Annotated in this window: 13 protein-coding genes; 7 read left to right on the top strand and 6 right to left on the bottom strand. The window is 53.0% G+C overall.

Translation table 11 applies throughout. The annotated features are described in order from the left end of the window. Positions 1-146: 146 nt before the first annotated feature. From JIN87_RS26975 to JIN87_RS26960, 4 genes are all read left to right on the top strand, one after another. On the top strand, positions 147-704 hold the full coding sequence (locus tag JIN87_RS26975; RefSeq protein WP_200359659.1) for a MotA/TolQ/ExbB proton channel family protein: 558 nt from the start codon (positions 147-149) through the stop codon (positions 702-704). Further along, the gene (locus JIN87_RS26970) at positions 701-1099 is read left to right on the top strand and encodes an ExbD/TolR family protein (RefSeq protein WP_200359657.1); all 399 of its coding nucleotides are present in this window, start codon (positions 701-703) and stop codon (positions 1097-1099) included. The genes JIN87_RS26975 and JIN87_RS26970 overlap by 4 nt, the downstream gene beginning before the upstream one ends. 157 nt (positions 1100-1256) lie before the next feature. Continuing rightward, positions 1257-1676, top strand: coding sequence for an SRPBCC family protein (locus JIN87_RS26965; protein ID WP_200359655.1), 420 nt, complete (start codon positions 1257-1259; stop codon positions 1674-1676). 41 nt (positions 1677-1717) lie between these two features. Next, positions 1718-2512, top strand: a complete 795-nt coding sequence (locus JIN87_RS26960) for a TatD family hydrolase (RefSeq protein WP_200359653.1) — start codon at positions 1718-1720, stop codon at positions 2510-2512. On the opposite strand, the gene JIN87_RS26955 is transcribed toward JIN87_RS26960, so the two are convergent. The 6 genes from JIN87_RS26955 to JIN87_RS26930 all read right to left on the bottom strand — a co-directional run bounded on the left by JIN87_RS26955 (position 2485) and on the right by JIN87_RS26930 (position 8354). Further along, positions 2485-4227: a hypothetical protein gene (locus tag JIN87_RS26955; protein ID WP_200359651.1), complete on the bottom strand. Its 1743-nt coding sequence runs from the start codon at positions 4225-4227 to the stop codon at positions 2485-2487. The genes JIN87_RS26960 and JIN87_RS26955 overlap by 28 nt on opposite strands. Positions 4228-4247: 20 nt before the next feature. After that, positions 4248-5168, bottom strand: coding sequence for a DUF368 domain-containing protein (locus tag JIN87_RS26950; protein WP_200359649.1), 921 nt, complete (start codon positions 5166-5168; stop codon positions 4248-4250). A gap of 46 nt (positions 5169-5214) precedes the next feature. Then, positions 5215-5715, bottom strand: a complete 501-nt coding sequence (locus JIN87_RS26945) for an arsenate reductase/protein-tyrosine-phosphatase family protein (protein ID WP_200359647.1) — start codon at positions 5713-5715, stop codon at positions 5215-5217. A gap of 141 nt (positions 5716-5856) precedes the next feature. Next, the gene (locus JIN87_RS26940; RefSeq protein WP_200359645.1) at positions 5857-6351 is read right to left on the bottom strand and encodes a PDZ domain-containing protein; all 495 of its coding nucleotides are present in this window, start codon (positions 6349-6351) and stop codon (positions 5857-5859) included. A gap of 180 nt (positions 6352-6531) precedes the next feature. Continuing rightward, positions 6532-7689 (bottom strand): alanine racemase, encoded by a 1158-nt coding sequence (alr, locus tag JIN87_RS26935; protein WP_200359643.1) that lies wholly within the window; start codon positions 7687-7689, stop codon positions 6532-6534. Further along, a complete protein-coding gene (locus JIN87_RS26930) occupies positions 7686-8354 on the bottom strand; it encodes a hypothetical protein (protein WP_200359641.1) in 669 nt (222 codons plus the stop codon). Before JIN87_RS26930 ends, alr begins: the two co-directional genes overlap by 4 nt. Positions 8355-8546: 192 nt before the next feature. Here JIN87_RS26930 and tig point away from each other — a divergent pair, with 192 nt between their 5' ends. The 3 genes from tig to clpX are packed head-to-tail and all read left to right on the top strand — an operon-like array spanning position 8547 to position 11831. After that, positions 8547-9851 carry a trigger factor gene (tig, locus tag JIN87_RS26925; RefSeq protein WP_200359639.1) on the top strand — a complete coding sequence of 435 codons (1305 nt, stop codon included), beginning with the start codon at positions 8547-8549 and terminating at the stop codon, positions 9849-9851. Between the two features lie 57 nt (positions 9852-9908). Next, positions 9909-10505: an ATP-dependent Clp endopeptidase proteolytic subunit ClpP gene (clpP, locus tag JIN87_RS26920; protein WP_200359637.1), complete on the top strand. Its 597-nt coding sequence runs from the start codon at positions 9909-9911 to the stop codon at positions 10503-10505. A gap of 15 nt (positions 10506-10520) precedes the next feature. Beyond that, complete coding sequence (clpX, locus tag JIN87_RS26915) at positions 10521-11831, top strand: ATP-dependent Clp protease ATP-binding subunit ClpX (RefSeq protein WP_200359635.1); 1311 nt, start codon at positions 10521-10523, stop codon at positions 11829-11831. Positions 11832-11897: the final 66 nt, after the last annotated feature.

Below are 11897 nucleotides of genomic sequence, written 5' to 3'. Positions count from 1 at the left end.
CGTTTGCGCAGTTTCATGTCGAACGTTCGACATGAAACTGCGCAAGTGGAGGGCTGGGGCTTTTTTTCTGTTGAACAAGTGGCCGGCATCGCAGTCTTTTGTGGCACGACGCGCGTTGTTCGTATCGTTTATTGTTACCTGCCACTATGTTAGACATTTTTAAAGACGCTGGGATTTTTGTTTATCCGCTTCTCGTTTGTTCCCTTGTGGGAGTGTTCGTTATTTGCGAGCGACTATTCTCGCTGCGAAAGAGCGCGATTTTGCCGGAGGAGCTTTCGGATGAGGCGGCTGAAGGGCGTCGCGGAGCTGGGGAGTTCGGGTCTGCGTTCGGGCGGATTTTGAAGCACTGGCATACGCATGAAGCGGATGTGGGCGCGGTGAAGGCTTATGCTCGCCTTGAGGTAAACCGGATGGAGCGGGGGCTTGTCTTCTTGGAGATCGTGGTGGGCGCTGCGCCTTTGCTTGGCTTGCTGGGGACGGTGACTGGCTTGGTGACGGTTTTCGGGAATGTTTCGCTTGATACGGGACTGCCGGAGCCGGCTTTGTTTACCAAGGGGATCGCGATGGCGATGTCTACGACTGTTATGGGCTTGGCGGTGGCTATTCCGTGCTTGATCGCGAACAGCTATTTTCAACGACGAGTCGAAACCTACGCGGTGCAGATCGAGAGCCTCCTCGAGCAGCTTGGTTTGAAGAACGTATGAGTAGCTTGCTGACACGAAAGCGTGCGAAGCCATCGATCAACATAGTTCCTTTGATGGACGTGTTGACGATCCTGATCTTCTTTTTCTTGGTGAGCATGCAGTTCAAGGAGATGACGACGCTCAATCTGACTCTGCCAACGATCGAATCGGCTGGTAAAAACGAGATGCCGGACAAGATTCAGATCAGCATCGACGAGGAGGGTGTGGTTTATCTGGAGAACAAGGAGGTCGGCTTGGACGAGCTGAAGGCGGTTATTTCCCAGCTTTCGAATTTGAGCAATGAGATTCCGGTGCTGATCCGAGCGCATAACATGACGCCGCTCGAAACTGTGACTGATGTTATGGATGCTTGCCGATTGAATGGGCTGAGCAAGATACGTCTTCAATCTCGCTAGGCTTGGGACGCTTCAGCGCTAGCCGAGATGAGGGGGCGGCAAAAGTGCTAAGAAATCGTATTTTTTGGGGATAAGGCTGAAAGAGTGCCCGGATCTGACGATACGAGGTTAGCCAAAGTCGTTCTGACTTGGGCTTTTGGCGTTTTCAATTTCCCACATGAAGATCCTCGGAGCATCAATTGAGAGAGAGATTCCTTTCAGCAAGGAAGAGGTGGAGCGCATCCTAGCGGCTCCTGGTTTGATTGTTAATTGGCATCCTTGGATCGAGGAAATATCGATTTTTGAGGAACAGGGACTTCGCTATCGCCGTTCTACGCTCACTGGCGGTGAGACTGAGTTGGTGGAGAAGTTCTGGGAAGATGAGGAGCACGACGAGTTTCACTATCAGGCGGTCGACGGGCTTTGGGCTGAAAATCGCTACCGCACGAAGATTCGGGTCGAATCGATCGATGGCGGCAGCCGCATCTCTTGGCAGGGCCGACTGATGACGAGTGAACCTGAAGACGAGGACGAGCAGATGGAGGCCTTCTTTGAGGAAGGCTTGAACGGGCTCGAGGAGTTACTGGCCGAGGTGTAAGAGGCTCGCTTCAAGGCGCGAGATGGTTTCGATTGTGTGTCGTGGAGTATTACGACGCCCATTGCCATTTGCAGGATCCAAGAATCGTTTCGAATCTGGACGAGGTGATTCGCTTGTATTCGGAGCTTGGGGTTAAGGAGGTCGTTGTTAACGGAACGTGCGAGGAGGATTGGAAAGTCGTAGCGGGGCTGTGCGACTCTCAAACTGTTTTGCGTCCGTCGTTTGGGTTGCATCCGTGGAAAGTTGGAGAGGCGAGCGAGAACTGGGAATCGCGCTTGCTCGAGCTTTTGGATCGTTTTCCAGGCTCGGGAGTTGGGGAGATCGGCATAGACCGGTGGATTGAAGGTCATGATCTCACGGTGCAGGAGCCGGCTTTTCTGTGGCAACTCGATCAGGCGGCGAAGCGAAATAGACCTGTATCCATCCATTGCCTACGGGCCTGGGGGCGTATGTTGGATTTGCTGCGGTCAAATCCTGTGCCTGAACGAGGCTTCCTGCTCCATTCATTTGGAGGCTCCAGAGAGATGGTTCCGGCGTTTGTGAAGCTAGGTGCTTATTTTTCTTTGTCGGGCTACTTTTCCCATGAGCGGAAGGAGAAGCAGCGCTCCGCTTTTCGAGCGGTTCCTTTTGATCGCCTTTTAATTGAAACCGACGCTCCAGATATGAGGGGGGCAGATCGAGGGGGGATGTATCGGATTGGTGGAGACTATGAGCTAAACCATCCGGCAAATATCGTTTCCGTATACGCATTTGCTGCGGAGCTTTATGAGGTGCCTGTTGAGGCGCTGACCCTGCAGGTCGCTGAAAACTACCGGCGTTTTTTCGAGACGCGATAGAGCCTGCCGTTTGGATCGTGGTAGAGTCTCGATTCGCGTTCTTGCTCGAGAATGCTTAGTGTGCGCCAATCGAATTCCAAGAACTCGATCGGGATGCTTTTTCCTGGATTCAGTTGTTGGTAGAAAATGGTCGCTAGCTCATAGAGCGTTGCGGGTAGGCTGGAGAGGAGTAGGTTTCCGTTGCCGACTTGTGTTGGGGGATTGGGAACGAGCGGCGGTTTTGGTGTGTAGAGTTCTTTTCTGGATACGAGCGTTTTGAAGGCTTTGAGGGTCCCGAAACCAATCGTAAGATGGCTGGGCGAATGATGGATGGCGATCCTGCCTGAAGTTAGAGTTCTGTCTTCAAATTGGTCTATGTAGAAAACTCCGTCTTCTAAATATGCTCTTGGGTAGAGGCTCTTCTGGATTTTCGGAAACTGAGATTTGATGAGGTTTATTAAGGGGATGTTGTTTTCTCCCAGTTCGATCTTGATTGCGGAGTCGTGTACTACGATTTGCTTGGTTTCGCCTGAAAATAGGCGTGTGGTGCCAATGTCGAGGGTTTGGAATGTGGAGAGGTTGTTTCCGACGCCTTGGGTGAGGAGTTCGTCGAGCGATTGTCCGGTTTCTTTTTGGATGTCGGAGTGTACGAACATGTACGCGAAGTTTGCTAGGGGAGCTGCTTTCAGAAACGAGTCTTTTAGGGTGATCAGCAATTCGCCCGCATCTAAGTTTAGGTTGTCGGACGCGTAGCAGCTGATGTCTGGAGGTTGAAGTAGTAGACTATCGTCGCTTGCCCGGAGGGCTGAGAGGATACGAGGCTGATCGGTGTAGGTTAAACTCGAATACGTCTCTTGGTCGCCTGTCAGGCTGAGCGATCCGAAGAGGGAGTCGAAATTGTATAGACCTAGTTCGGATAGCGCTTCGCTTGGATTCAGATTCAGATTGAATCCGCCGATCTCGAATGTTCTCTCAGCGGCTATCTGGCTGAAGTAATCGAGGCTTTGTTTCGCTTCTAGATAGAATGCGATGTCGGACCTTCCGATGTGCTTCTCTGCTTGGTGAAGCGTGATTTGGGAGGCTAAGCTAGGGCTGTCTGGTGAGGCTATATGGGCTAGGATTCGCTTTAGCGCGGATTGGGAGGAGGCCAGATAGAGGATTTCTTTGTGAATCGCCCACGATACTTCGGGATAGCGGGACTGCGATGCGGTGGGGCTAATCAGGGTTTGATAGGGTGTTTCTGAGGATTCGAATTGTCTCCATTCTAACGATACGTCTTCGGTCGAGGCTTGTGAGGCGAATTTGTTGAGTGTGTCTTCGAAGGATTGTTTGGAACCGTAGAAATGGGCGACGAGGATTGCCGCCGGAGTTTTATCTCGTTCGTTTGGTGGTGATAAGAGGGCGATAGCTATCCGGGTTTTTATGAACTTGCTCAACTCGTTCCAAAGCTCTGGTTCGACCTGAGTTGGTTCTTCTTCTGATGGCTCTGGCGTACGGCCGCTTATCGAGTAGGAGATTGCCTTCGCTATGTTCGTGGCCGCGTGGAGTTCCTCATTTCGGATAAAGGAGATGAACGCTTTTTTGAAGTGTCGGACTTCTATGAACGCCCATGTGTCGGCGGGGAGTTTGTCGGCGAGGGACTTTCGTTCGAAGCCAATGTAACTTGAGTAAGCTATCAGGCTGCAGGCGGCGAGGCTAAGGGCGATTGTGATGCCTATAACCGTTTTCCTGCCCATGAATAATCTTGGAGTATCTCTTATTTGGATTCGGCTGTCATCTCGAGCAGCGCTACTGATACGACTCCTAATACGCCGAGTCCGATTGCAATAAACGTCCCTGAGTTATCGAAGGCCGGTGCGAACCACTCGTAGCCCTGTACGATCTTTTCTCCCTTTTTGAGGATGAGTCCTCCTGAATCGTTTTGAAGGTACACTTCGCTTTTCCAAGGCCAAATGACGACGAGCGAGCCGAGGATGAATCCCGTGAGGGTGGAGAGTGTTACGTCGTGAAAGTGATGTAGCAGGTATGAAATGACGCGGGAGAGAATGATGAATCCGATACCGCCGCCGATAGCGAAAGGGAGGATTATCGCTATATCGAGATTGGGTACGGCTTGAAGCATCACGAGCTGGTAGTTCCCCATCAGAATAAGTACGAAAGAGCCTGACAGGCCGGGGAGGATCATGCTGCATACCGCGACTACGCCGCAGAGCGCGATGTAGTAGTTGGCCGGGTTTTCTTCAGCTGGTTTTAGGAATGCGAGTACGAGGGCGGCGATGGTGCCTAGAGCGAATGCAATGAAGACCGAGACTGTTCTTCGTCTGATATTTTTGGATACGTAGTAGACTGAGGCTAGGATTAATCCGAAAAAGAAGCTCCAAACGAAAACTGGGTAGTGGATGAAAAGCCAGTCGAGCAACTTACCGAGCGATATGAGGCTGATGCCTACGCCTAAGAATAGTGGGATGAGAAAGGAGAGGTTGAGGTGTTGCCAGAGTTCCTTGATCTTGAAGCGGCTGGCGAGTTTTAGGGCTTCGAGGTCGAAGGATTTGAGGCTGTCTATAAACTCTTCGTATATGCCGGTTACGAAGGCGATTGTGCCGCCACTGACGCCTGGGATTACGTTTGCGGCGCCCATGGCGACGCCTTTGAGGAAGAGAAAGAGGAAGGAGCCCATATCAAGGTTTGGGAATTGGTTGAGCTGGAATGAGGTCGAGCCCGTGCTATTCGGCTGGGTTTGCCGACTGGTGGAGCTTTTTGACTACTTCGATCAAAGAGGGGATAGCTTCGACCATGCTATCTCGGCAGGCTTCGTATTGACGCAAGCTGCCGCCGAAGGGATCTGGGATTTGGTCGTCCACCCCGGCTCCGATAAACTGTCGCATGAGATATGCGTTTTGCGGGGGCGGGTCGATTTGGTAGCTCAGCATCGCGAGGTGTGAGTCGGTCATGCAGAAGAACGCGAGCGCGTTGTCGACGATCTCTTGGCTGATTGCCTGGCTTTGGTGGTCGCTTAGATCGATGCCGACTTTTTTGAGCGCGTCGACCGAGTTGAGGCTTGCTGCTTGTCCGGGGAAAGCGGATACGCCTGCTGAGCTAACTTTCAATGTGCTGATTGGCTCATCCTGAGCGGAGAGGGCGTGGCGGAGCAGAGCTGCGGCCATCGGGCTGCGGCAGGTATTGGCGGTGCAGACAAATACGATTTCGTTGGGAGTCTTGGACATGCTGGCGTAGGTACGTGGGGGACCCTAGTTGTTCGTTGTGAGCTGTAAACAGCGGATTTTTGCTGAGCTTCTTAAGGGGCGCAAAAAAAACGCGTTCGGAGTTCGAACGCGTTTGTTGAATTGTCTGCTGCGAGCTCTGCTTTAGCTCTCGGCATCGCTCTCGTTGAGAGAGCGGCTTTGTCCGAATCCGTCGCGGATGATGGTTGTGTTGAGGGGTTCTTGCCAATCGACGGCTGGAAGCACGCGTTGCGAGAATTTTTCCAGCGCGGTTTCTCCTCTTGATACGTAGAAGCTGTTGATCTGTAGGAGTTGATCTCCTGGGCGGAGTCCAAGCTCATCGGCGACGGAACCTTTTTGTACGCTTACGATTTGCAGGCGGTCAGTGAAGTCCAACTCTCGCTTGGCGGTTAGCTTCAAGTCGGGCGCGAAGTCGTGGATATTTGCGAGGACCACGCCGAACTCGTCTACTGGTGGTCGTTCCTTGATAATCTTGCTGATGGCTTCGTTGAGCTTCTTGTTGGCGCAGGCTAGCACATGCTTGCTTTCGCAGTGGGAAGTCGGTGAAGCGGAAAGCTGGATTGCGGATAGCGCTAGCGAGATTAATAGGGCTAGCGAGACTTTACGTGCCGAAGTCATTTTTAGGTAGTTGCTCGTAGGTGGTCGTAGTTTTGTGTTGTGGGATGGGCGAGCATTGGTTTGTTGGCAATGCTTTTTTTAATTAAGTAGCAACACGAGGTCTACTTGGTAGCTTTGCTAATCGAATCAACGGTGACTGACTGAGAGCAAGAAAAATCCTACAAGCGTAAGCTAAAGCGGTTAACCTGTCGCGATCGAGGTCTTGTAGGTACGCGGAACTCGCTTTGTGATGGAGCAGAGAATCTCCCAGGAAATGGTGCCTGCCCAGCGGGCGAATTGCTCGATCTTGATCTCGCCGTCCCCCTGGGTTCCGATGAGGCAGACCTCTTCACCTGAGGCGGGAGCGTGCTCTAGGTCGGTAACGTCTACGATCGTCTGGTCCATGGTGACTCTACCGAGGTAGGGACAGCGTTGTCCTTGGATGAGGGCGAAGCCTTTATTGCTGAGAGTGCGTGGAATTCCGTCGCCGTAGCCTGCGCATAGGATGGCAACTCGGCTTGGGCGTTTGAGGCGGTAGGTGCGTCCGTAGCTGATTTCGGTTCCGGCTGGGAGTTCCTTGACGAGGGAGATCCGTGTTTTGAAGCTGAAGATTGGAGTGGTAGGGACCTTTGCGAAAAGGGATTGGGCGTAGGGCGTGATGCCGAACTGGAGAAGGCCGACTCGGACTGCGTTGTAAGCGCTTTCGCACGAAAAGCTGGTGAGGCCGGCGCTGTTGTCAGCGTGGATCAGGAGTTCTTTGGGGTTGAGCCAGTCGACGTTTGCGAGGGCAGTCATGAAGCGACGGCGCTGGCGTTCAGTGAACTCGACGTCGGTTTCGGCGTGAGCGAAGTGGGTGTAGACGCCGTCGAGTTTCAGGTGCTTGGCTGATCGGAGGGCGTCGAAAAGAAGATCGGCATTTTCGTGCCAGATACCGAGGCGTCCCATGCCGGTGTCGATCTTTAGGTGCACTTTGAGCACCTCGCCTCGCTCGGCGGCCATGTTCTCGAGAAACTCGATTTCTTCGACGCTGGAGAGGGTGGGCATCAAGTCGTACTCGAATAGGAATTGGGCTTCCTCGCGCAAAGTCGCTCCTAAGACGAGGATCGACCAGCCGGATCCGCCGATTTCGCGAATGGTTGCGGCTTCTGCTACGTTGGCGACGCCGAACATGTCGATACCCGCTTGCATGAGCCGAGCGACTGTTTGGTGCATGCCGTGCCCGTAGGCGTCCGCTTTGACGATGGCAATGTAGCGTATGTGCTCGGGGAGGGCTGCCTTGATCGCGATGAGGTTTCGTTCGAGCGCAGCGAGATCGATTTCTGCCCAGCAGCGTCGGGGAAACTGTTCAATGCCGCTCATTGGTGGGGAGCGGAATGGATTTTGGCTTCCCACTTCTTGAACTCGTTGTGGCGGATCGTGAGCGGGGTCGCATTTTCTGTGAGGGAGAGCAATTGAAGGAAGTCCTCCTTCTCGAATATGGGAGACGGATCGTAGGTCAGGAGGGTGATCGCGGCCTCTGTTTTGGTCCAGGCGGGGAACTCTGCGAAGCTGACAAGTGGTTGCTGAAGGTTTTCCAGCTCTTGATTTTCGATGAGTCTTAGGGATTCCGCGGAATCGTAAGGGAAGGGAAGAGCGTTCCAGGAGGAGCGGCGGGCGTCGGTCACGACTAGGCCGTTTTGTTCGGATTTGGCTGCTAGCAGCGCTCCGATTTGCAGACTGTTGTAGAAGTAGACGTTTTCGGCGGCCGGGATGCCGATGCCTTTCCAGGCTCGAATAGCCATCGAGGTGGTGCGCGCGCCGAGCATTGAGCCTGGGCCGGCGCAGAAAGCGATCGATTTGAGTTCGCTCAATGAGACTTCGGTCTGATCCAAGAGCTCTTCTAAGAGTCGGAACAAGGTTTTGCTCGGATCTTGCTCCTCGGAACGAGCGAGTAATTGGTCCGCAGCGAGCTTAAGCCCGACCCATGTACGGCGGGACGAGGTATCGAGGATGAGCAGAGGGTATTCCAGCGCTTTTTGTGACATTTTGGAGTAAGCAGAGTCATCAGTGATCGGATGCACGCTCAAGCGCGAATTGGAGAAAGCTTGGCTCTCGATGGGCCTCCGTCTCAGCTTTTGCCCGTCGACGTGTCTAATTCCATTGACCGACCGGAAAAATGTCTTCTAGTTTGCGCGATTTTCTCCGGCTAACTGAAAACTGGACACCCGCAATACGCTGTGAAAATCGACATACAAGACGTCAACGATACCCGTAAAACCCTCGCGGTTTCTTTCGAAGCTAGCGAAATCGCTGCTGAAGAGACAGCGCTGCTCAAGCAGTTTGCCACTCAGGCCAAGATTCCAGGCTTCCGTCCTGGCAAGGCTCCGGTGAACATGATTCGCCAGCGCTTCAAGAAGCAGATTGCTGACGAGCTCCGCCAGCGTGTGATCTCCAAGGCGTACCAAGACGGTACGAAGGAAGCTGAGCTGAACCTCATCAACGTGGTTGATCTGGGGGAAGTGGAAATCGCTGCCGACCAAGACGCTGAGCTTAAGTTTACCGTAGACGTTCGCCCTGACTTCGAGATCACCGAGTACAAGGAGATCGAAGTGACAGGTCTCTCCGAGGAAGTTTCCGAAGCGGACGTAGAAGAAGCGATTGACCGCATCCGCACCGAGCGTGCTGAGTTCGCTCCTGTCGAGCGTGAAGCGGCCAAGGGCGACTACGTGAAGTTTTCCCACGAAGGCACGATTGACGGTACCGCTATCAGTGAAATCGCTTCAGAGAAGCCAGTCTACGCCAAGATGCCACAGACTTGGGAAGAAATCGGCTCTGAGCACGGTTTGATCCCAGGCCTCGGCGATGGACTCGAAGGTCTCAAGACTGGCGACAAGAAGGAGATCGAAGTTGAGTTTCCAGCTGATTTCTCAGTCGAGGAGCTTCAGGGCAAGAAGGCTGTCTACGCCGTTGAAGTTCAGGAAGTTCGCGAGCGCAAGCTGCCAACTCTCGACGAGGAATTTGCCAAGGCTCAAGGCGTCGAGAGCGTAGACGAGTTCAAGAATCGCGTTGAGGAGATGGTTAAGGGCAAGAAGTCCCAAGACCGCCGTGCCGACATCCGCCGCCAAGTGACTGAAGCGATTTCCGGTAAGGTAGAGATTCCTCTCCCGGAAAGCCTCGTTGAGTTCGAAACTGAAATGGCGATGCGTCAGGTTGTGCAGAACAACGTGAAGCAAGGCGTTCCTCAGGAGAAGCTCGAGGAGAACAAGGACGAGATCCACGCTGAATCCAAAGCCGCAGCCGCCGAAGCGGTTAAGCTCCAGCTCATCCTCACTCAGATCGCTGAGAAGGAGGAGATCAAGGTTGAGGACACGGATTTCAGCCAGTTCATCATGCAGCGCGCTTACCAGTCCGGCCAGAAGCCAGACGACATCGTGAAGGAGCTTCGCAAGGATCAAGAGCAAGTTCGGCGCATTCAGTCGTCCCTCCTATACGATAAGACACTTGAATTCCTAGTTGATCAGGCTAAGGTCACCGAAGCTTAGCAACTAGCCGACGCCTAGATAGTTAGGTGGCGAACCGCATTTAATTATAATACCAACGTGCCCTACTACTTACCCAACGTAATTGAGAACACTGGACGCGGCGAGCGTAGCATGGATATCTACTCTCGTCTCTTGAAGGACCGTATCGTCTTTATCGGTACGCCAATCAATGACGAGATCGCCAATGCGATCATCGCGCAGCTGCTTTTCCTCCAGATGGAGGATCCTAAGAAGGACATCAACGTATACATCAACTCTCCAGGTGGCAGCGTCACGGCGGGGATGGCGATTTACGACACGATGAACTTCCTGTCTTGTGAAATCTCAACGTGGTGTATCGGTATGGCAGCTAGCATGGGGACTATCCTCCTTGCTGGGGGCACGAAAGGTAAGCGTTACGCTCTTCCAAACAGCCGCGTCATGATTCACCAGCCATCAGGTGGCGCAGGCGGTCAAGCCTCCGATATCTCGATTCAGGCCAAGGAAATCATTCGCTGGCGCGAGACGTTGAATAACGTGTTGGCGGAGCGCACTGGTCAGGACGTTGATCGCATCCAGAAGGATTCCGATCGCGACTACTGGATGACATCCGACGAGGCCCTCGAGTACGGAGTAATTGACCACGTCTACCACGGCAACTCCAAGAAAGACTAATCTCCCAACGGTCTTATGGCAAAATCATCACGCATGACACTCTGCTCCTTCTGCGGTAAGTCGCAGTCGGAAGTTCGCAAGATGATCGCCGGTCCCGGCGTTTACATCTGCGATGCTTGCGTGTCGGTTTGTAAGACGATTATCGAGCGCGAGCTTGGAGGTGAAGAGAAGACTTCTGAAGAGAAACCAGCTTTCAACCTGATCAAGCCGACTGAAATCAAGGCGGTTCTTGATCAGCACGTGATCGGACAGGATCACGCTAAGAAGGTGCTTTCAGTTGCAGTCTACAACCATTACAAGCGCCTCGGTTTCGAGGTTCCTAAGGCGGTTGAAGGCGAATCGGAGGAAGAAGCTGTTATCGCAGCCCCTCCTTCTGAGTATGCCGATGTGGAGGTCGAGAAGAGCAATATCCTGCTCGTCGGTCCGACAGGTTCGGGAAAGACCTTCCTCGCGCGCAACCTTGCTCGCATTCTAGACGTGCCGTTTGCGATCGCTGACGCCACCACGCTTACAGAAGCTGGTTATGTTGGCGACGACGTGGAGAACATCGTTCTTCGCCTGCTTCAAGCTGCGAACTACGACGTGAAGCGTGCTGAATGCGGAATCATCTACGTTGACGAAATCGACAAGATTGGCCGAAAGACCGAGAACGTTTCGATCACCCGTGACGTATCCGGTGAAGGTGTGCAGCAGGCTCTGCTGAAGATTCTCGAAGGCACAACTTGCAACGTGCCGCCTCAAGGTGGTCGTAAGCATCCGAATCAGGAGTACATTCAGGTCGACACATCTAAGATCCTTTTCGTGTGCGGTGGAGCTTTTGTCGGGCTCGAAGAGATCATTCAAAAGCGTTCAGGGGGAACTACCCTCGGTTTTGGTTCAGACAATCGTGAGGAGCTTTCTGGCGAGCAGGTCATGAAGAAGATCGAGCCGGAGGATCTCGTGAAGTTCGGTATGATTCCGGAGTTCATTGGTCGTTTGCCGGTCGTTTCCGTTCTTGAGCAGCTCAGTGTTGGCGATCTCGAAAACATTCTGCTCAACACGAAAAACTCGATCATCAAGCAGTACGCGAAGCTTTTCGCTATCGATGGAGTGAAGCTGAATCTCACTGCAGGCGCTGTGAAGGCTGTCGCTGAGAAAGCGATCGAGCTCCGTACTGGCGCCCGTGCCCTTCGTTCCATCATGGAGAATCTCACCCTTGAGATCATGTACGAAGTGCCAGATCGTGACGATGTGGACGAGGTCGTGATTAACCGAGACGTGGTGCTTGGGAAGAAGAAACCAGTCTTCAAGAAATCCAGTTCAAAAAAAGACGCTGACGCAGCGTAGTTGTATTCTGGATCATTCATTTTTAGACCGTACCGAAAGGTGCGGTCTTTTTTTTTTTTTTGAGTG

Origin of the sequence: Pelagicoccus mobilis, from assembly GCF_016595505.1 — a bacterium.
GTDB classification, from domain to species: domain Bacteria; phylum Verrucomicrobiota; class Verrucomicrobiia; order Opitutales; family Opitutaceae; genus Pelagicoccus; species Pelagicoccus mobilis.
The sequence above is the reverse complement of the archived record's forward strand: the minus strand, read 5'-3'. Positions and strand labels throughout refer to the sequence as shown.